Source organism: Erwinia sp. HDF1-3R (assembly GCF_039621855.1).
Taxonomy (GTDB): domain Bacteria; phylum Pseudomonadota; class Gammaproteobacteria; order Enterobacterales; family Enterobacteriaceae; genus Erwinia.
On record NZ_CP155071.1, the window covers coordinates 1,760,012 to 1,781,317 of the forward strand.

Here is a 21,306-nt window from a genome sequence, read left to right on the forward strand (position 1 = left end):
CCTGGTCTGACTTCGTAAAGAAACGCTGGCATTTGTCAATTTACGTCCTATTGTTATAGCAGAATGAATCCTCCGGGCCTGAACGGGGCCCGCTGTAAACTGATGAGAACTATGGCTAATCAATCAACTTCTTCCTCAGATGATGACCTGAGTCGTCGCAATAACAATCAGCAGCAAAATCAACCCTCACAGGCTAACCAGAATTCACCGGATAACGGGCATTCTCAGGGTAACCAAAACCAGCAGAACAACGGTAATGCGCAGGGTAACCAAAACCAGCAGGGCAACGGTAACTCGCAGGGTAATCAAAACTCGCAGGGCAACGGTAACTCGCAGGGTAATCAAAACTCGCAGAACAACGGTAACCCGCAGGATAACCAGAACCCGCAGGGCAACGATAATCAGCAGGGTGATGGCGACCAGCAGGATAACGGTGAGCCTGAGCGCAAGCGCCCGGGCAAGAAACCGCTCATCATCCTGGGGATAGTGGTGGTGGTGATGATCATTATCGGGCTGTGGTACTGGCTAACCAACCGCAATATCGAAACCACCGACGATGCCTTTACCGAATCGGATGCGGTCACTATTGCCCCGAAAGCGTCTGGCTACGTAACGGAGCTGCGGGTGAAGGATAACCAGCGGGTGAAAAAAGGCGATCTGCTGGTGGTGATTGATCCGCGTGATAACACCGCCCAGCGCGATCAGGCTCAGGCCCAGCTCGGGCTGGCGGTTGCACAGCTTCATCAGGCCCAGGCTGCACTGGAGCTGTCCCGCGTACAGTATCCGGCGCAGAAAGACCAGGCGCTGGCGCAGCAGGCGAAAGCCGAAGCGAATATGCTTAACGCTCAGGAAGATTACAAACGTCAGCGTGGGGTGGATCCTCGTGCCACCTCGCAGCGTAATATTGATGCGGCCAGCGCGCAGTTAAGAAGTGCGCGCGCTGAACTGGAGAGCGCAAAGGCCCAGGTTGAAGTTGCCTCGCAAATCCAGCTGCAAATTCGTCAGCAGGAAACCAACGTCGAAGCGCGTCAACAGCAGGTAGAGCAGGCACAGGCGCAGCTTAATACCGCTAACCTGAACCTCTCCTACACCGAAGTCCGCGCCCCTTACGATGGCTTCGTGACCAAGCGTAACGTTCAGGTGGGGACGCTGGTGCAGGCAGGGAGTGCGCTATTTTCGCTGGTCTCACCCAATGTATGGGTCACCGCCAACTTCAAAGAGTCCCAGCTTGAGCGCATGAAACCGGGCGACAGGGTTGATATCACCGTTGATGCCTGGCCGGATATGAAGCTTGAAGGGCATATTGACAGCGTCCAGATGGGCTCCGGCTCGCGCTTCTCGACCTTCCCGTCAGAAAACGCCACCGGCAACTACGTGAAAATTGTCCAGCGCGTCCCGGTTAAAATCATCATTGATAAAGGGCTGGATGCGAATAAACCGCTGCCGCTGGGTCTGTCAGTTGAACCGAAGGTGACGGTGGAATGAGTGACAGCCAGAGCTGGCAGCCAGCCAGTAACCCCTGGCTGGTTGCCATAACGGTGACGCTGGCGGTATTCATGGAGATCCTGGATACCACCATCGTCAATGTGGCGCTGCCTCACGTCGCCGGTACGCTCTCCTCCAGCTACGATGAATCGACCTGGGTACTGACCTCTTATCTGGTGGCGAATGGTATCGTGCTGCCGATTTCGGCCTTCCTCAGCCGTATGCTTGGCCGCAAGCAGTTCTTCCTGATCTGTATCGTGATGTTTACCATCTGCTCTTTCCTGTGCGGCATCGCAACGGAGCTGTGGCAGATCATTCTTTTCAGGGTGCTGCAGGGCTTCTTCGGCGGTGGACTCCAGCCGGTACAGCAGTCCGTGCTGCTGGACTACTTCAAAGCAGAGGATCGCGGTAAGGCGTTTGGCCTGTCCTCAATCGCGATCATTGTGGCACCGGTCCTCGGTCCGACGCTCGGCGGCTGGATCACCGATAACTACAGCTGGCGCTGGGTTTTCTTTATCAACATTCCGGTTGGGATATTCAGCGTGCTGGCTATTTACCATCTGCTGGAAGATCCGCCGTGGGAGCGTAAATGGGCGAAAGGTAAGCTCAGCATCGACTATATCGGGATTGGGCTGATTACGCTGGGGCTGGGCTGCCTGCAGGTGATGCTCGATCGCGGGGAGGATGATGACTGGTTTAGCTCACCCTTCATTGTCACCTTTGCCCTGTTGACCGCCATCGGGCTGGTGGGAGCCGTCTACTGGCTGATGTACGCGAAAAAGCCGGTGGTCGATCTTCACTGTCTGAAAGACCGCAATTTCGCGGTTGCCAGCCTGCTGATGGGGGGGATGGCGATGATCCTCTATGGCACCTCCGTAGTGATACCTCAGCTGGCACAGCAGGATTTGGGCTACACCGCCACCTGGTCCGGGCTGGTGCTCTCGCCTGGCGCTCTGCTGATCGTCCTGACCATCCCGCTGGTCATAAAGCTGATGCCCATCGTGCAGGCCAGGTGGATCATTGCCTTCGGCTTCACCTGCCTGTTCGTCTCGTTTCTCTATTCCGCGACGCTGACGCCAGATGTGGATTTCACCACCCTGGTACTGATGCGTAGCGCACAGACTATCGGGCTGGGCTTCCTGTTTGTGCCGTTAAGCACCGTCGCCTTTGTCACCATTCCGCAGCGCCTTAACGCTGATGCCTCGGCGCTGTTCACCATGTGCCGTAACGTGGCCGGTTCGATTGGGATTTCGCTCTCGACAGCGATGATCACCGAACGGGAACAGACGCATAGTGCCAATATGGTGCACAACATGTCAGCGTTGAACGAACCCTTTAACCTGACGGTTGCACGCTGGGCGCAGGGGGTGAAAGATTTCACCTCGGCGGTAGGCGATCCGGTTACGATTGCCACCGGACAGCTGTATAAAGAGATGATCGCCCAGGCGCGCATTCTGGCCTATATCGACGTCTTTTTGGGCATGAGTATCGTTGCCCTGATCCTTATCCCTTTTTGTCTTCTGCTTGCGCCGATTAAGAGCGAGGGCAGTGCTGGAGCACACTGACATGAACGTTTCTCCTTTATTCCGGCATTCGCGGATAGCGACGCTAATGGTTACTCTGCTGGCGCTGTCGGGCTGTTCCGTCGGGCCAGACTATCAGGCGCCGAAGCCGGTGACGCCAGTGGCCTTCAACGATATGCAGGGCGATGGCGGTTCCCGCCCACAGGCGACGCAGACCAATCCCAGCTGGTGGAAATCCTTTCGCGATCCCCAGCTCGACAGCCTGATCGATCGCGCCATTGCGGGCAACATCAGCCTGCAACAGGCGGTGCTGCGCATCGCTGGCTCCCGCCAGCAGCTTAATCAGGCGCGTGGAGCCTGGTTCCCGTCGGTGAACGGCAATGCCTCACTCAATCGTGAGCAGCTTGGTCTTAAGGGCGAGCTGGAATCGAACGGCGTGTATGACCAGGCCGATCAGCTCAACCCACAGGCCCGTTCGGCCCTGGATGGCCTGAACAAGCCGGTTACGCTTTACCAGGGGAGCTTTGACGCCTCGTGGGAGATAGATCTGTGGGGCAAAGTGCGTCGTCAGGTTGAGATGGCGAAGGCGCAGCAACAGCAGTCGATTGAGAACCGCAACGATGCCCTGGTTTCTCTGGAAGCCGAAGTTGCCCGTACCTATTTGCAGCTGCGGGGCGCGCAGTCAATCAGTCAGACGCTGCAAAGCCAGATTGACGTGGCGCAGCAGACGCTGGAGCTGACCCAAAGTCAGCAGCGTAACGGTCTGGCCCCACAAATGGATGTGGAAAACGCGCGCGCGCAGCTGAACTCACTTAAAGCCCAGCTGCCGCAGTATCAGGCGCAGATGCGTCAGGCGATGAACGGGCTGGCGGTGTTAATCGGTAAGCCCCCGGGCGCGCTGGATGCTGAACTAACTCAGTCTAAGACCCTGCCACCGCTGCCGCAGGTGGTGCCGGTGGGTATTCCTTCCACGCTGGCCCGCCGACGGCCCGACGTCCGTGAGGCGGAAGCGCAGCTCCATGCCGCCACCGCTAATATCGGCGTATCGGTAGCGCAGCTGTTCCCCGATCTCTCGTTAACCGGGCAGTTTGGCATGCGTAATACCGATGCCAGCTACCTGGATAACTGGAGCAGTAATTTCTATAGCTTTGGTCCGTCCCTGTCGATTCCCATCTTCCAGGGGGGCAGGCTGGTTTCCAGCGTTAAGCTGGCTCGCGCCGAACAGGCTAATGCCGCGCTGGGCTACCGACAAACGGTCCTGACCGCCCTGCAGGATGTGGAAAACGCACTGGTCAGCTACCGTACCGATCAGCAGCAGGTGGAGGGACTGGATCAGACGGTCGATGCGCTACAGAACGCCTTTAATCTGGCTAACGACAGCTATCGTCAGGGGCTCTCGACGTTTATTGATGCGCTGGATGCCCAGCGTCAGCTGGCTCAGGCGAAGCAGCAGGCCGCCTCGGCCAGGGTGCAGACCAGCCTGGATCTGGTTGCGCTTTACAAAGCCCTTGGCGGGGGCTGGGAGCTGTATCAAAACGTTCAGCTGCCAAATTATTCGGTCTTCGGCCCGGCCGTGAGCGGCAGTAAAACACCTTAGGATCACCTCATAACCGGCGCGCGCCAGACGAGGAATGTACCTCCATAGCAACGGCGCGCGCCAGATGAGGGATGCGCCTCCCTTGCTACTGCCTGCGTCAGACGAGTAACCGGGCGGCCGTCTTCCCGACTACACGCTGTTATCGATCCATGCGAGTAAGGGCTTATCGCGACTGTCTTTGGCCTTGCATCCACTGCCTTCGCGACCACTTCTCCCGCCTTCGCTTTCACTCAGCCTCTCTTTGGTGCTCACTTCTTGGGCTTTTGCTTTCACTCAGCCTGTCTTTGGCTCTCACTTCTCCCGCCTTCGCTTTCACGCCCTTTGTCTGATGTTGCGCGGCTTCCCGGATCGGTGATAAGGAGGATTAATCGAATAATAATTTTACACACTGCCCGTCTGAGGATTTTATACCGGGTAAAAGTGAAATATTCAGGCCAAAATAACACTTTGTTGGTGACTCTGTTCCATAGCATGGCGTGAGAATTGAGACAACCGTATACGCCGCTCTCTGTGCTTTTTGTCACAATTTCAAGCTGATGATGGGAGCTGTGTTGCAAAATTTAATTTTCATGGTTAATTAAAATGAAAGAAAAGGTCTAAATTAATGCGGTAGCAGACTATTGTCGGACAAGACGTTTCATTCTCCGACATCCCTTTACATCAGGTTTAGAAGACGAGGTTAGGATATCACTATGTCGAAAGAACAATATCTCACGCCCAGCCGGGCCTCTGGCCCCAACAGTACTTCCAAAACGGAACCCTTTGTTAAGGTTGTCGCCTGTATCGCCACGCTGGGCGGTCTGCTTTTTGGTTACGACACCGGCGTTATCTCCGGGGCGCTGTTGTTTATGGGCGATGAGCTCCATCTGACGCCGTTTACTACCGGCCTGGTGACCAGCTCGCTGCTGTTCGGTGCCGCTTTTGGCGCACTGATCTCGGGTCATTTCGCTGCCTCCGCCGGGCGTAAGAAAATCATCATTATCCTCGCAGCGATATTTGCCGTGGGCGCAATGGGGACCTCAATGGCACCCGATGTAAACTGGATGATTTTCTTCCGCCTGGTGCTCGGCGTTGCGGTAGGGGGCGCGGCCGCGACGGTGCCTGTCTATATTGCTGAAATTGCCCCGGCGAACAAGCGCGGTCAATTGGTGACCCTTCAGGAGCTGATGATTGTTTCCGGGCAGATGCTGGCCTATATCTCGAATGCCGGTTTTAACGCCGCCTGGGGCGGTCATGAAACCTGGCGCTGGATGCTGGCCATTGCCACCATTCCGGCGGTGGCACTGTGGATCGGTATGATGTTTATGCCTGACTCCCCGCGCTGGTATGCCATGAAGGGCAGGCTGGCGGAAGCGCGCCAGGTGCTTGAACGTACCCGCGCCAAAAGTGACGTGGAGTGGGAACTGACCGAAATTGAGGAAACCCTGACCGAGGATGAAAATAAGGGCAAGCCGAGCCTGCGCGAACTGAGAAAGCCGTGGCTGCTAAAGCTGTTTTTTATTGGTGTAGGGATTGCGGTGATCCAGCAGCTTTCGGGCGTGAATACCATCATGTATTACGCACCTACCATGCTGAAAGCCGTAGGCATGAGTACCGATGCGGCGCTATTCGCCACCATCAGCAACGGGGCGATCTCGGTGATTATGACCTTTGTCGGTATCTGGCTGCTGGGTAAGCTGGGTCGCCGCACTATGGTAAAAATAGGTCAGTTTGGCTGCACCGCCTGTCTGCTGTTTATCGGTTGCGTCAGTTATTTTATGCCTGAAACGATCGGCGGTCAGCCTGACGTGATGCGGGGATATCTGGTGCTGCTGGGTATGCTGATGTTCCTGAGCTTTCAGCAGGGTGCGCTGTCGCCGGTCACCTGGCTGCTGCTGTCGGAGATCTTCCCGACCCGCCTGCGCGGGATCTTTATGGGCGGTGCGGTCTTCGCCATGTGGATTGCTAATTTCCTGATCTCCCTGGCATTCCCGATACTGCTGTCGACGGTAGGCCTGGCGGGCGCATTCTTTATCTTTGCCCTGATCGGCCTGTTCGGCGCGGTATTTGTGGTGAAATGCATACCGGAAACCCGTAATCGCAGCCTGGAACAGATTGAGCATTACCTGCACGACTGGCTCAGCAATGACGTAGAAACGCGTCCGATGCCTGCGCCAAAACGCGAGATAAAAAGCCACTAACAGGCAGTAAACAACGCGTGAGGGGCGGTGGAGTATTCGCCGCCCCTTTTTTTTGGCATAATGCGCGCTGAATCACACCCTCACATCGCAAACGAAAGGCAATCCTGTGCTAGTTTCCAGTAACGTCACCATGCAGTTTGGCAGTAAGCCGCTGTTCGAAAACATCTCTGTCAAATTTGGCGGCGGCAACCGCTACGGACTGATCGGCGCCAACGGTAGCGGCAAGTCCACCTTTATGAAAATCCTTGGCGGCGATCTGGTTCCGTCAGGCGGTAATGTCTCCCTCGATCCGAATGAGCGTATCGGTAAGCTACGCCAGGATCAGTTCGCCTTTGAGCAGTACACGGTACTTGATACGGTGATCATGGGCCACGGTGAGCTGTGGGAAGTCAAAGAAGAGCGCGATCGCATTTACGCCCTGCCGGAAATGAGCGAAGAAGACGGCTATAAAGTGGCCGATCTCGAGTCGAAGTACGGTGAAATGGACGGTTATACCGCTGAAGCGCGCGCGGGTGAACTGCTGCTGGGTGTGGGTATTCCGCTGGAGCAGCATTACGGCCCGATGAGCGAGGTTGCTCCCGGCTGGAAGCTGCGCGTGCTGCTGGCGCAGGCGCTGTTTTCTAACCCGGATATCCTGCTGCTTGACGAACCGACCAACAACCTGGACATCGATACCATTCGCTGGCTGGAGCAGGTGCTAAACGATCGTAACAGTACCATGATCATCATTTCGCATGACCGTCACTTCCTGAATATGGTCTGCACGCATATGGCCGATCTGGATTACGGCGAGCTGCGCGTTTACCCCGGTAATTACGACGAGTATATGACTGCCGCGACCCAGTCGCGCGAGCGTTTGCTGTCTGATAACGCCAAGAAGAAAGCGCAGATTAACGAATTGCAGTCGTTTGTTAGCCGCTTCAGCGCTAACGCCTCGAAGTCTCGCCAGGCGACCTCGCGCGCTAAGCAGATTGATAAGATCAAGCTGGAAGAAGTTAAGGCCTCAAGCCGTCAGAACCCGTTTATCCGTTTTGATCAGGATAAGAAGCTGTTCCGCAACGCGCTGGAGCTGGAGGCGGTGAGTAAAGGTTTCGACCAGGGTCCGCTGTTTAAGAACGTTAATCTGCTGCTGGAAGTGGGCGAAAAGCTGGCGATTATCGGTCCTAACGGTATCGGTAAGACGACCCTGCTGAAAACGCTGGTGGGTGAGTTGCAGCCTGATACGGGTTCAGTGAAGTGGTCTGAAAATGCGCGTATCGGTTATTACGCTCAGGATCACGCTCATGATTTTGCTGACGATCTGACGGTTTTCGACTGGATGAGCCAGTGGAAGCAGGAGAGCGATGATGAGCAGGCCGTGCGTGGCATTCTGGGGCGTTTGCTGTTCAGTCAGGATGATATCCGTAAGCCCGCGAAGGTTCTTTCCGGTGGTGAGAAGGGGCGTATGCTTTTCGGTAAGCTGATGATGGAAAAGCCGAACGTACTGATTATGGATGAGCCAACCAACCACCTGGATATGGAGTCTATCGAGGCGCTGAATATGGCGCTGGAGATGTACGAAGGTACGCTGATTTTCGTTTCACACGACCGTGAGTTTGTCAGTTCGCTGGCGACGCGGGTGATTGAGATGGTTCCCGGCAAGATCAACGATTTTACCGGCAATTACGAAGATTATCTGCGTAGTCAGGGTATCGTCTGATTTAAGAAGCCCGGCGTCAGGCTCATGGAATGGGGGGCCGGGCTGTGATATCTGCTGTGTCGGTGGGTTGTGCTGGCTGCAATTTCTGCGGTGCCGATGGATAATGCCTGCGTTAGCCGATTGGTTGTGCTGGCTGCAATTTCTGCTGTGCCGGTGGATAATCCCAGCGGTTGCCGGGCGTCGCAGCTACAGGCTTTGCCTGGTGCCTTTGGCTCCGGCTCCAGGCCGGACGGCCCGGTCGCGAGCGGGCATCCCTGCCCGCCGCTCCCTGAGTGCAGCATCCCTGCTGCACTCGCCTGGCCTTCCGTCTTCGCCGCAGCGCTGCGGAATGCCCGTCACCCGCAGGGATTATCCACCTCTCAGGCTTCTGGGCCGCTTTGAGTAAAACCGTTTATCTGTCCGCGGGCTGCTGAGCTGCTTCCAGCAAAACCATTTACTTATCCGCAAAGTTTTTGAGCTACTTCAAGCTAAGTAAGCCACTTTTTTGCAGTCCGTGAGCCCACAGGAGTGGCTAACGGGCTGCAATATGTGTTGTGGCGGTAGACAATCCCAGCGTTCGCTGGTGAGTTGTGCTGGCTGCAATATCTGCGGTGCCGGTGGATAATTCCAGCTTTGGCCGGTGGGTTGTGCTGGCTGCAATTTCTGCTGTGCCGGTGGATAATCCCAGCGGTTGCCGGGCGTCCTCGCGCCACGCTTCGCATGGTGCCTTTGGCTCCGACTTCAGGCCGGACGGCCCGGTCGCGAGCGGGCATCCCTGCCCGCCGCTCCTTGAGTGCAGCATCCCTGCTGCCCTCGCCTGGCCTTCCGTCTTCGCCGCAGCGCTGCGGATTACCCGTTACCCGCAGGGATTATCCACCTCTCAGGCTTCTGGGCCGCTTTGAGTAAGACCGTTTATCTGTTCGCGGGCTGCTGAGCTGCTCCGGTAAAACCGTTTATCTGTCCGCGGACTGCTAAGCTGCTCCGGTTAAACCGTTTATCTGTCCGCAGATTTCCGAGCCTATCCCCGTTAAGGTTTGCTCTCGGGCAGGATTCGGCTCACTTTTCGATTTAGTTTTTGGTGCCGCTATTCAGGTCATTTATCTGCACCACGAAAAAACCAGTCACAATAAACTGTGCACTCTCAGTCTTCTGATTTTCTTCATATCCCAACTATTTTGGTCATTGCATATTTCCTGTACGCATTCATACCTGACGAAGAGTTTCCGGGAATCTCCGACACCGCCCTTAACCGCAGCCAGCACAATGCAAAGGAGCAGACGGGAGGGGCCCGGTGACAGGCATTCCGCAGCGTTGAGCGCAGGGAGGAAGACCCGGATGGGCCAGCAGGGAGGCTGGCACAAGGGCATGCCGGGACAGGGATGTCACGTCATGACCGCTCCGAAAGGTCGACGAGCGGAGCGAAGGAACCGTGCGAAGCGCGGCGTGAGGACCGCCAGGCACCGGGCCCCACCCGTTGGCGACACCCCAGGCCTGTGCAGCACCCGTAGGCGAATGCAACAGGCCTTTAACTAACCAGGCCTCCATTGGCGATGGCACTGAGCCTTTACCTGGTAAGGCACAACCCGCAGGCGACAGCACTGAGCCTTTAGCGCACCGTGCGCAACCCCCAGGCTACGGCCCTGAAGCTTTGGCATGGAGGTTGTCTTATTTGCAGAGTTCTCTTTGCTTTAAACCTGCCCAAGAATCGCCTGTTACTCACGAAACCGCCGTTACCCGCAGCCAGCACAATGCAAAGGAGCCGACGGGTGGGGCCCGGTGACAGGCAATCCGCAGCGCTGAGCGCAGAGAGGAAGACCCGGATGGGCCAGCAGGGATGCTGGCACAAGGGTATGCCGGGACAGGGATGTCACGTCATGCCCGGTCCGAAAGGTCGACGAGCGGAGCGAAGGCACCGCGCCACGCGCGGCGCGAGGACCGCCTGGCACCGGGCCCCACCCGTAGGCGAATGCAACAGGCCTTTAGCTAACCAGGCCCCATTGGCGATGGCACTGAGCCTTTACCTGGCAAGGCACCATCCGCAGGCGACAGCACTGAGCCTTTAGCGCACCGTGCGCAACCCCCAGGCTACGGCCCTGAAGCTTTGGCACGGAGGTTGTCTTATTTGCAGATTTCTCTTTGCTTTAAACCTGCCCAAGAATCGCCTGTGACTCACGAAACTGCCGTTACCCGCAGCCAGCACAATGCAAAGGAGCAGACGGGCACCACCCGTTGGCGACACCCCAGGCCTGTGCAGCACCCGTAGGCGAATGCAACAGGCCTTTAGCTAACCAGGCCCCATTGGCGACGGCACTACTGAGCTTTTACCTGGTAAGGCACAACCCGCTGGCGACACCCCAGGCCTGTGCAGCATCAGGCACAACCCGCAGGCGACAGCACTGAGTCAATGCCGCATCGGCACTGTCGCTACATAATTTACGACTACGCCTCACCGACCCGGTTTTTCCCCGACGCCTTCGCCCTGTAAAGTGCTTTATCCGCCAGACCGATCAGCGCCTGACGCGTGGCATCACCGCTGCCGCCTCCGATAACCTGCACCCCAACGCTCACGGTAACCAGCTTACTCTCTATATCGGTACTGGAATGCGGAATCGCCAGCGCTGCGATAGCGTCAACGGCATTATGGGCATAGCGCAGCGCTTCCTCGCGCTCGCTACCGGGCAGAATGACCGCAAACTCCTCACCTCCGTAGCGCGTAACGAGATCTTCAGGACCGCGCACCAGCTGCAACAGGGCGCTGCCGACCTGCTTCAGACACTCGTCTCCGGCCAGGTGTCCGTAGGTATCATTGAAACGCTTGAAAAAATCGACGTCGATCATCAGCAGCGCAATCGGCGTTTTCAGCTTGTTAGCCCGCAACAGAGCACGATCCAGCCACAGATCGAACCGGCGTCGGTTGGCAAGCCCGGTCAGGCTATCGACCAGCGCCAGCGTTTGCAGCGTATGATTCATTGCGGTGAGCTGATCGCGAACCTGCGCCAGCTCCATTTGATCCTGAATATGCTTGCTAAGATTGCGCAGCAGAAGGTAGCCCATCGCAACAATCACCAATAGCAGCATTACGCAGAGCACAAGATACATCACCAGATTGGCCATCAGGGCCTGCCGCAGCTGTGCACTGCCGTAGGCGACGGTCACAACCAATGGGTATCGCTTCAGCGTGGCATAGCCAAATATTCGCTCTACGCCGTCCAGAGTGGCCTTATAGGTGGCCGTACCGCTGGAGGCGCTTTTCAGCAGTCGATTAAACAGCGGACTGTTGGAAATATTGAGGTTGATGGTATTGTCCGGGAAAGGACGCGCATATAGCACGGTGCCGTTGTTAAGCATCAGCGCCATCAGCCCCTGGTCGCCTATATTGTAATAGCTAAATATCTGCCGAAAATAATCAATACGCAGCGTGGCCAGCAGCACGCCGCGAAAGGAACCGTCCAGATTACTTAAGCGCATGGAGAGGGGGACAACCAGGTCGCCCGTCGAGCGGCTGCGAATAACCTTACCAATATGCATTCCGGGATCGGTACTGCGTCGGTGGAAGCGAAAGTATTCACGATCGCTGTTGTTACTGTGCTGCTGTAAAACCCCCTCGGAGGTCACCAGCCAGGTGCCTGTTGTATCGTAAATAAACAGGCCATGCAGCTGAGGCAGTGAATCTTTACGCTCACGAAGCAGGTTAGCAATGTTTCTTTGCCGCTCGGTATCCAGCCCCATCAGATTAATGCGATCGCGGAGATCCTCGAGCGTCAGTTCCACCTGCAAAATGGAGTCTTCCGACTGTTTTGAAACTGACTGGGAAAGGTTGCGTGCGTCATTTTCGGTCTCCCGCACCCCGCGCTGCCAGGTATCCATTATCATCCAGCCGTTCACCAGGATAACGGCCAGGCTGACGATAAACAGAAAGGCGATCATTAATGTTCGCAGGCTGTTCATATTAACGTCAGGTGGCGATCGGGGTGGCGAAAACATTATTAAAACGCTCCAATTCCTCAGGGTATTACCGCTTAAATATAGTGCCAGTGAGAGGAAATGTTCTGTTTACGCCTGAATTAGCTGAGAAATGCAGCAGTGATAACAAAACAGCCCCAGATCAGGACCACAAACTTATTTATGTGTGACCAGCACAGACTTCGCAGGCCGGGTCCTTTGCCACTTTCATGCTGCGGAACTGGAGCGTCATCGCGTCATACATCAGCAGCTTAGCCGCCGGACGCGCGCCATAATCGGCCATAATGCGAATGGCCTCCATCGCCTGCAAGGATCCAATAACGCCAACCAGCGGTGCCATAACGCCAGCCTCCACGCAGCTCAGGGTTTCCGCTCCGAACAGCCTGCTGATACAGCGGTAGCAGGGCTCGCTCTCCTGCCAGCTGAAAACGCTGAGCTGCCCCTCCATCCTGATTGCCGCTCCGGATACCAGAGGGACTTTGCTGGCATAGCACAGCCGGTTGAGCTGTTCGCGCGTCTCTACGTTGTCGGTGCAGTCGACCACCACCTGATGCTCTGCAATCAGCGCGGCCATTTCAGCGTCATCTAAGCGGGCATGAATGGCGCGCAGGCTGATATGAGGATTCAGGGCGCTAAGACGCTGGCGGGCAGAGTCAACCTTCGGCTGACCGATATCCGCATCGGTATGCAGCGTCTGTCGCTGCAAATTGGAAACGGAGACGGTATCAAAGTCCAGCAGGGTCAGATGCCCGGTTCCGGCGGAGGCCAGATAGGGGCTGGCCGCGCAGCCGAGGCCGCCCAGCCCGACCACCAGCGCTTTTGCGGCCTTCAGACGCTCCTGCCCGTCGAAGTCAAATCCGCGCAGCACAATCTGGCGGTTATAACGCAGGATCTCATCGTGGTGCAGTTCGGGCAGCATCCTATCCCTCCAGCAGCGCGTTAAAGGGTTCAACCTCAACCCATTCGCCATCCTCTACGCTGCCGCGCTCGCGCTCCAGCACGATAAAGCAGTTGGCCATACTGAATGAGCTAAACACATGCGAACCCTGGGGACCAGTGCTACGCACTTCAGGCTCGCCGCGATCGTTGCGGCTAAGGATCCCGCGCTGGAAATCCAGCCTGCCCGGCGTTTTTTTCAGCCTACCGGCCAGCTTCACCCGCTGGCGCGGCGGCAGGGCAGCGGTCTGCTGGCCGCTTAGCTTCGCCAGCAGCGGCTGGACCAGCTGATAAAAGGTCAGCACGGCGGATACCGGATTACCCGGGAGTCCGCAGAACCAGCTGTTTTTGAGTCGTCCAAATGCGAAGGGCTTGCCAGGCTTGATCGCCAGCTTCCAGAAGGTGACTTCGCCGAGTGTTTCCAGCATACGTTTAGTGTAATCGGCCTCGCCAACGGACACGCCACCGCTGCTCAGGGTGACGTCGGCACGGCTGTCTGCCTGGTCAAAGGCCGCACGAAGCGCATCCGGGTCATCGCGGATAATGCCCAGATCGATAACCTCGCAGCCCAGCTTAGCGAGCATCAGCTTTACCGCCAGGCGGTTGGTGTCGTAGATTTGGCCCGGTGCCAGCGGCTGGCCCGGGGTTTGCAGCTCGTCACCCGTGGAGAAAACGGCGACGCGAAGCCTGCGCAGCACCTTAACCTCCGGTACGCCCAGCGAGGCCAGCAGCGGCAGCTCCGCCGCGCCCAGGCGCGTACCCGCACGCAGCACACTGTCACCTTCGCGGATATCTTCCCCCGGCAGGCGGATATTTTGCCCGGCGGTAACGGTGGCCGTCAGACGGATCGCTTCGCCCTGCCGTTCGGTCTCCTCCTGCATGACTACCGCATCCGCACCCACAGGAACGGGAGCGCCGGTCATAATGCGTATGCAGCTACCTGCTGGCCAGCTGCCGCTAAACGGCACCCCGGCGAAGGCCTTTCCGGCGACAGTCAGCGTGTCGGCCTGCGCATCGGCCAGGCGAAGGGCATAGCCGTCCATCGCCGAGTTGGCGAAGGGGGGAACGTTTACCGGTGAGACCACGTCGGCGGCGGTAATGCGGCCAGCGGCCTCAATCAGAGGCAGCGTTTCACTTTCGCTGACCGGGGTAATTTGTGCCAGCATGGTCGCCAGCGCATCGTCCAGGGAGATCAGTCCCGCAGTAAAGGATTCCATAGTGTCTCCGGCACACCCCATCGGGGGCGGCAGTAAAAGCAGAAGGCAATATTATGGCGCGAATCCATGCCAGGGTCACGTAAACGGCGGAAAGGATATGCATCGCCCGGCAGCAGTAAGCGCACCGGCAGTTATGAGATAGAACTTTTCGTTATTATCAGCCAGCAAACATTCCGCTTTACATCACTTTATTGCCTGCCTATAGTCAAAAACGTCCTAATATTAAATAAAATCATTCTAACTCAGTGTTTTCCATGCTGATTTGGCACTCAGGGTAAACCGGCTATGGTCAGAGCAGTTATCGCCATCCACGGCGGAGCAGGAGCGATTGCCCGCGCCAGTATGCGCGCAGAGCAGGAACGTCACTACACTCAGTCGCTGGCAGATATCGTTGCCCGTGGTCAGGCGGTGCTGGCCGCAGGAGGAAGCGCACTGGATGCGGTGACCGAAGCGGTACGCCTGCTGGAGGAGTGCCCACTCTTCAACGCGGGCAAAGGGGCGGTCTTTACCCACGAGGGAACGCACGAGCTGGACGCCTCTGTTATGGATGGCCGCTCGCTTGAGGCTGGCGCCGTTGCCGGCGTTCGCCATATTCGTAATCCGATCCTCGCCGCGCGGGCGGTGCTGGATAACAGCCCGCACGTTCTGCTCATTGGAGACGGGGCGGAGACGTTTGCCGCCGGGCAGGGGCTGGAGCAGGTTGCGCCTGACTTCTTTTCCACCGCCGCACGCTGGGAACAGCTTGAGCGTGCGCGCAACACCCATCAGCTGCTACTCGATCATGGCGGTGCCGCAGCGGGATATCGCGAGTCTGACGAGGGCGAAAAAGCCGGCTGGCCGCGCGACAACGCAGGCGTGGCCGGAGGCGCTGGAGACGTGGCGCGAGAAGCGGGCGCCATGGCCGGAAGCGCGGGCGAGCCGCTCGACGCGGATCGCAAATTAGGCACCGTGGGGGCGGTCGCGCTCGACCTGGCAGGGAATCTGGCCGCCGCCACCTCAACCGGGGGGATGACCAATAAACAGGCGGGCCGCGTAGGTGACTCGCCGATTGTCGGGGCGGGCTGTTATGCCAACAACGCCACCGTTGCCGTCTCCTGCACCGGCACCGGTGAGGTCTATATGCGGCTGCTGGCTGCCTATGACATTGCCGCGCAGATGGAATATGGCGGGCTGACGCTGGCGCAGGCCAGCGATCGCGTTATTCTGCACAAGGTTCCCGAACTCGGCGGTAGCGGCGGCGCGATAGCCATTGACCGTACCGGTAACGTCGCGCTGCCGTTTAACTGCGAGGGAATGTATCGCGGTTACGGCTATGTCGGCGAGGCGCCTGTTACCGGCATCTATCGGGAAGAACCTGGCGCGGAGAACAATAAGGAGCAGGAGGATGACGAATAAAGCAGCCGTTGCCGCGAACCAGGTTCTGTCCGTCAGGGATCTGAGCGTCAGCTTCCGTCAGGAAGGAGACGTGACGCGGGCGGTCAAAAACCTTTCGCTGGACGTCCAGCGCGGTGAGACGCTGGCGATTGTCGGCGAGTCCGGCTCCGGGAAGTCCGTTACCTCGCTGGCGCTGATGCGGCTGATAGAGCAGGGCGGCGGCAGTATCGACAGCGGTGAAATATGGCTGCGCCGCCGCAATGACCAGCTGGTTGAACTGACGTCCGCGCCCCAGTCCCAGCTGCGCCGCATTCGCGGGGCAGACATGGCGATGATATTTCAGGAGCCGATGACCTCGCTGAACCCGGTGTTTCCCGTCGGTGAGCAGATTGCCGAATCCCTGCGCCTTCATCAGGGGAAAAGCCACCGCGAGGCGCTGAAAGAAGCGGAGCATATGCTCGATCTGGTGCGTATTCCCGACGCGAAAAACGTGCTCTCCCGCTTTCCCCACCAGCTGTCGGGCGGCATGCGCCAGCGCGTGATGATTGCGATGGCGCTCTCGTGCCGACCGGCGCTGCTGATTGCCGACGAGCCGACAACTGCGCTGGATGTCACCATCCAGGCGCAGATCCTCCAGCTGATCCGCGTACTGCAAAAAGAGATGCAGATGGGGGTGATTTTTATCACTCACGATATGGGCGTGGTGGCTGAAATGGCCGATCGCGTACAGGTGATGTACCGTGGCGACGTGGTGGAAACCGGCACGGTTGAGGATATTTTTCAGCGTCCTCAGCAGCCCTATACCCGCGCGCTGCTGGCCGCTGTCCCCAAACTGGGTGCCATGACCGGCACCCCTTTCCCACTCCATTTCCCGCTGGCGGGCAGCGAGGGCGAATCCGCCCCGGCCGTACCCCAGGACACCGTGGTAAATGAGGGGGAGCCGGTCCTGCAGGTCAGGGGTCTGGTGACCCGTTTTGACATCCGCAGCGGCCTGTTTAACCGCGTGACGCGCCGGGTCCACGCCGTAGAAAAGGTCAGTTTTGATCTGCATGCGGGCGAGACGCTGGCGCTGGTGGGCGAATCGGGCTGCGGCAAATCCACCACCGGGCGGTCGCTGCTGCGGCTGGTGGAAAGCCAGGGCGGTTCTATCACCTTCAACGGCCAGCGGATTGACCAGCTGACCGGGTCGGCGCTTTCGCATCTGCGGCGCGACATCCAGTTTATTTTCCAGGACCCCTATGCCTCGCTCGATCCGCGGCTGACCGTCGGCTTTTCAATTATGGAGCCACTGCTGGTTCACGGAATTGCTAAAGGCCAGGCGGCAGAAGATCGCGTGGCCTGGCTGCTGCAGCGCGTTGGGCTGCTCCCTGAACATGCGCGGCGCTATCCGCACGAGTTTTCAGGCGGCCAGCGTCAGCGTATCTGTATTGCCCGGGCGCTGGCGCTTAACCCGAAAGTAGTGATTGCCGACGAATCGGTTTCCGCGCTGGACGTCTCCATTCAGGCGCAGATCGTGAATCTGATGCTCGACCTGCAGCGGGAATTTGGCATTGCCTTCCTGTTTATTTCACACGATATGGCCATTGTTGAGCGCATTAGCCACCGCGTCGCGGTGATGTACCTTGGGCAGATTGTGGAGATCGGGCCGCGGCAGTCGGTGTTTGAAAATCCGCAGCACCCCTATACCCGCAAGCTGATGTCTGCCGTACCGGTGGCCGATCCCCGTCATCGTCGACGCGAAAGGCCGCTGCTGGTGGATGAAATTCCCAGTGCGGTTCGTGCGCTGGGGGACGAGCCGGAGGTGGCTCAGCTGGTTGAAGTGAGCGCCGGACACTATGTAGCCCGCCATGCTATCGGCGGTGCCTGAATTGCAGCACAACAATAAGAAGGGACAGGAGATGAATGCAAAATGATGATAACCCGCAAACGTAAAATACTGTTAACTGCCGGACTTCTGGGCAGCCTGGCGGCGCTACCGGCCTGGGCGGCAAAAGATGCGGTGATTGCCGTGGGATCGAACTTCACCACCCTCGACCCCTACGACGCCAACGATACGCTGTCCCAGTCGGTTGCCAAATCCTTCTATCAGGGCCTGTTTGGCTTTGATAAAGAGATGAAGCTGACTAACGTGCTGGCCGAGAGCTACCAGGCCAGTCCCGACGGCCTGACCTATACCATCAAACTGCGCCCGGGCATTAAATTCCAGGACGGCACCGACTTTAATGCTGAAGCGGTGAAGGTGAATCTTGACCGCGCCAGTAACCCGGATAACCATCTCAAGCGCTACAACCTGTTTAAGTCGGTTGGCACCACGGAAGTGGTCGATCCCACCACGGTTAAAATCACCTTAAAACAGCCGTTCTCCGCCTTTATCAATACGCTGGCCAGCCCGGCGGCAGCGATGATCTCGCCTACCGCGCTGAAGAAATACGGCAAGGATATCGGCTTCCATCCGGTGGGTACCGGGCCGTTCGAGCTGGAAACCTGGAATCAAACCGATTTTGTGAAGGTGAAGAAATTCGCGGGCTACTGGAAGTCGGGCTATCCGAAGCTGGACACCATCACCTGGCGTCCGGTAGTGGATAACAACACCCGCGCGGCGATGCTGCAAACCGGCGAAGCCAATTTTGCCTTCCCCATTCCCTATGAGCAGGCGAAGCTGCTGGAGAAAAATCCGAAGCTGGATCTGGTGACCTCACCGTCCATTATGCAGCGCTATATCAGCTTCAATGTTACCCAGAAGCCGTTTGATAATCCTAAAGTGCGCGAAGCCATTAACTACGCCATTAACCGTCAGGCGCTGGTGAAGGTAGCTTTCTCTGGCTATGCCACCCCGGCTAGCGGCATTGTGCCGCCTGCCATTCAGTATTCCCAGGCCTATCCGGCCCCTGAGTACAACCCGGCTAAGGCGCGCGAACTACTGAAGGAAGCGGGCTTCCCGAACGGGTTTACCACCACGCTCTGGTCTTCACATAATCACAGTACCGCGCAGAAGGTGTTGCAGTTTACCCAGCAGCAGCTGGCTCAGGTCGGTATCAAGGTTAATGTCGTGGCGATGGATGCCGGGCAGCGCGCGGCGGAAGTGGAGGATAAAGGTCAGAAAGAGAGCGGCGTACGCATGTTCTATACCGGCTGGTCTGCCTCTACCGGCGAAGCTAACTGGGCGCTGACGCCGCTGTTTGCCACCCAGTCCTGGCCGCCAACCATCTTTAATACCGCTTTTTACAGCAATCCGCAGGTGGATAAAGATCTGACCGATGCGCTGAATACCACCGACGGCGATAAAAAAGCGTCGCTGTATAAGGATGCGCAGGATCGTATCTGGAAGGATCAGCCCTGGGCCCCGCTGGTGGTAGAAAAGCTGGTTTCAGCCAATACTAAAAACCTGACGGGTTTCTACGTCATGCCTGACACCTCGTTCAGCTTTGACGACGCCTCTCTGAAGTAACCCGCCGATACACGCCCGCACCTTCCACACCGGAAGGTGCGGCTGTCTGAGGCGCAGGATAACGCATGCTCAATTATTTTATCAGACGTTTACTGGGACTGATCCCCACGCTGCTGATTGTGGCGGTTCTGGTGTTCCTGTTTGTTCATATGCTGCCGGGCGATCCGGCTCGCCTTGTGGCAGGGCCGGAGGCCGATGCGACGGTGATAGCGCTGGTGCGCCAGCAGTTAGGGCTGGATCAGCCGATTACCCATCAGTTCTGGCACTTTATCACCCACGCGCTACAGGGCGATTTCGGGCAGTCGATGGTGACTAAGCGGCCGGTGTCCACCGAAATCGCGCAGCGCTTCTTCCCCACGCTCTGGCTGACGTTAAGCAGTATGGTCTGGTCGGTGATTATTGGTATGGCCATCGGTATTACGTCGGCAGTATGGCGCAATAAATGGCCGGATAAACTGGGCATGACGCTGGCCGTATCGGGCATCTCCTTTCCGGCTTTTGCCCTCGGCATGCTGCTGATGCAGGTATTTTCCGTTCAGCTGGGCTGGCTGCCAACGGTGGGTGCTGACGGCTGGCGGCACTATATTTTACCGTCGATAACCCTGGGTGCGGCGGTAGCGGCGGTCATGGCGCGTTTTACCCGCGCATCCTTTGTCGAGGTCATGCAGGAAGACTATATGCGTACCGCGCGGGCGAAAGGCGTGCGGGAGACGTGGGTGATTGTTAAGCACGGCCTGCGCAATGCGATGATCCCGGTGGTGACGATGATGGGTCTGCAGTTTGGTTTCCTGCTGGGGGGCTCGATCGTCGTCGAGGTAGTGTTTAACTGGCCGGGCCTGGGACGGCTGCTGGTGGATTCGGTTGAAATGCGCGACTACCCGGTGGTACAGGCCGAAGTGCTGCTGTTCTCGCTGGAATTTATTCTGATTAACCTGATTGTCGATATGCTCTATGCCGCAATCAACCCTGCGATTCGCTATAAATAAGGACCCGCGATGAAAAACTGGCGACGTAACGCGGCGCTGTCCGCGATGCCGACTATAACGCAGCATCGCGTGCGCACCCCCTGGCATGAGTTCTGGCGGCGCTTCCGCCGTCAGCCGGTGGCGATAGCGGCAGGTCTGTTTGTGCTGCTGCTGATTGTGGTGGCGGTGCTGGCTCCCTGGCTGGCCCCGTTTGATGCTGAAAACTATTTCGACTACGACAGGCTGACGGAAGGCCCGTCGCTGATGCACTGGTTCGGCGTGGACTCGCTTGGGCGCGATATTTTTAGCCGGGTGCTGCTGGGTACGCGGCTGTCGCTGATTTCCGGTTTCGTCTCGGTGGCGATAGGTGCTGCGATCGGCACGGCGCTGGGCCTGCTGGCGGGTTATTACGAAGGCTGGTGGGATCGCATTATCATGCGCATCAGCGATGTGCTGTTTGCCTTCCCCGGCATTCTGCTGGCGATTGCGGTGGTGGCGATCATGGGCACCGGCATGTCGAATGTGATTATTGCCGTCGCGATCTTCAGCATTCCGGCCTTTGCCCGCCTGGTGCGGGGCAATACCCTGGTGCTGAAGCATATGACCTATATTGAGTCGGCACGCAGCATCGGCGCATCGGATCTCACCATCCTGGTTCGCCATATTCTGCCCGGCACCCTCTCTTCGATTGTGGTCTATTTCACCATGCGAATCGGCACCTCGATCATTACGGCGGCCAGCCTGTCGTTTTTGGGGCTGGGCGCGCAGCCGCCAACGCCGGAGTGGGGCGCGATGCTTAATGAAGCCAGGGCAGATATGGTGATGGCGCCACACGTGGCGGTATTCCCCAGCCTGGCGATATTTCTCACCGTTTTGGCTTTTAATCTGCTGGGTGATGGCCTGCGTGATGCGCTGGATCCTAAGCTAAAGAGCTGATCTG

The 21,306-nt window shown here is 57.8% G+C and carries 15 protein-coding genes; 11 read left to right on the plus strand and 4 right to left on the minus strand.

What is annotated here, in order from left to right:
• Nucleotides 1-111 precede the first annotated feature (111 nt).
• The 6 genes from AAGR22_RS08125 (at nt 112) to AAGR22_RS08150 (ending at nt 8,865) form a co-directional block, all read left to right on the plus strand.
• A complete protein-coding gene (locus tag AAGR22_RS08125) occupies nt 112-1,485 on the plus strand; it encodes an HlyD family secretion protein (RefSeq protein ID WP_345831226.1) in 1,374 nt (457 codons plus the stop codon).
• A complete protein-coding gene (locus tag AAGR22_RS08130) occupies nt 1,482-3,050 on the plus strand; it encodes a DHA2 family efflux MFS transporter permease subunit (protein ID WP_067702665.1) in 1,569 nt (522 codons plus the stop codon). The genes AAGR22_RS08125 and AAGR22_RS08130 overlap by 4 nt, the downstream gene beginning before the upstream one ends.
• A 1-nt stretch (nt 3,051) precedes the next feature.
• Complete coding sequence (locus tag AAGR22_RS08135) at nt 3,052-4,605, plus strand: efflux transporter outer membrane subunit (RefSeq protein ID WP_345831227.1); 1,554 nt, start codon at nt 3,052-3,054, stop codon at nt 4,603-4,605.
• A 692-nt stretch (nt 4,606-5,297) separates the two neighbouring features.
• Nucleotides 5,298-6,785 (plus strand): sugar porter family MFS transporter, encoded by a 1,488-nt coding sequence (locus AAGR22_RS08140; protein WP_067702672.1) that lies wholly within the window; start codon nt 5,298-5,300, stop codon nt 6,783-6,785.
• Nucleotides 6,786-6,891: 106 nt separating this feature from the next.
• On the plus strand, nt 6,892-8,484 hold the full coding sequence (locus AAGR22_RS08145) for an ABC-F family ATPase (RefSeq protein ID WP_067702675.1): 1,593 nt from the start codon (nt 6,892-6,894) through the stop codon (nt 8,482-8,484).
• A 69-nt stretch (nt 8,485-8,553) separates the two neighbouring features.
• A complete protein-coding gene (locus tag AAGR22_RS08150) occupies nt 8,554-8,865 on the plus strand; it encodes a hypothetical protein (protein ID WP_345831228.1) in 312 nt (103 codons plus the stop codon).
• A gap of 130 nt (nt 8,866-8,995) precedes the next feature.
• On the opposite strand, the gene AAGR22_RS08155 is transcribed toward AAGR22_RS08150, so the two are convergent.
• The 4 genes from AAGR22_RS08155 to moeA form a co-directional block, all read right to left on the minus strand.
• Nucleotides 8,996-9,265, minus strand: coding sequence for a hypothetical protein (locus AAGR22_RS08155; RefSeq protein ID WP_345831229.1), 270 nt, complete (start codon nt 9,263-9,265; stop codon nt 8,996-8,998).
• Nucleotides 9,266-10,902: 1,637 nt separating this feature from the next.
• Entirely contained in the window at nt 10,903-12,447 is a 1,545-nt protein-coding gene (locus AAGR22_RS08160) for a diguanylate cyclase (RefSeq protein ID WP_345831230.1), read from the minus strand.
• Nucleotides 12,448-12,586: 139 nt separating this feature from the next.
• The gene (moeB, locus tag AAGR22_RS08165; RefSeq protein ID WP_345831231.1) at nt 12,587-13,345 is read right to left on the minus strand and encodes a molybdopterin-synthase adenylyltransferase MoeB; all 759 of its coding nucleotides are present in this window, start codon (nt 13,343-13,345) and stop codon (nt 12,587-12,589) included.
• A gap of 1 nt (nt 13,346) precedes the next feature.
• Entirely contained in the window at nt 13,347-14,579 is a 1,233-nt protein-coding gene (gene moeA / locus AAGR22_RS08170) for a molybdopterin molybdotransferase MoeA (protein WP_345831232.1), read from the minus strand.
• A 285-nt stretch (nt 14,580-14,864) separates the two neighbouring features.
• Between moeA and AAGR22_RS08175 the strand changes: the two genes are divergently transcribed.
• The 5 genes from AAGR22_RS08175 to gsiD all read left to right on the plus strand — a co-directional run bounded on the left by AAGR22_RS08175 (nt 14,865) and on the right by gsiD (nt 21,302).
• Nucleotides 14,865-15,974 (plus strand): isoaspartyl peptidase/L-asparaginase, encoded by a 1,110-nt coding sequence (locus AAGR22_RS08175; protein WP_345831233.1) that lies wholly within the window; start codon nt 14,865-14,867, stop codon nt 15,972-15,974.
• Nucleotides 15,964-17,820 (plus strand): glutathione ABC transporter ATP-binding protein GsiA, encoded by a 1,857-nt coding sequence (gene gsiA / locus AAGR22_RS08180; protein WP_345831234.1) that lies wholly within the window; start codon nt 15,964-15,966, stop codon nt 17,818-17,820. Before AAGR22_RS08175 ends, gsiA begins: the two co-directional genes overlap by 11 nt.
• 42 nt (nt 17,821-17,862) lie before the next feature.
• Nucleotides 17,863-19,401 (plus strand): glutathione ABC transporter substrate-binding protein GsiB, encoded by a 1,539-nt coding sequence (gsiB, locus tag AAGR22_RS08185; protein ID WP_345831235.1) that lies wholly within the window; start codon nt 17,863-17,865, stop codon nt 19,399-19,401.
• 65 nt (nt 19,402-19,466) lie between these two features.
• Nucleotides 19,467-20,387, plus strand: coding sequence for a glutathione ABC transporter permease GsiC (gsiC, locus tag AAGR22_RS08190; protein ID WP_345831236.1), 921 nt, complete (start codon nt 19,467-19,469; stop codon nt 20,385-20,387).
• Nucleotides 20,388-20,396: 9 nt separating this feature from the next.
• Nucleotides 20,397-21,302 carry a glutathione ABC transporter permease GsiD gene (gene gsiD, locus AAGR22_RS08195; protein ID WP_067702698.1) on the plus strand — a complete coding sequence of 302 codons (906 nt, stop codon included), beginning with the start codon at nt 20,397-20,399 and terminating at the stop codon, nt 21,300-21,302.
• The last annotated feature ends 4 nt before the right edge of the window (nt 21,303-21,306 follow it).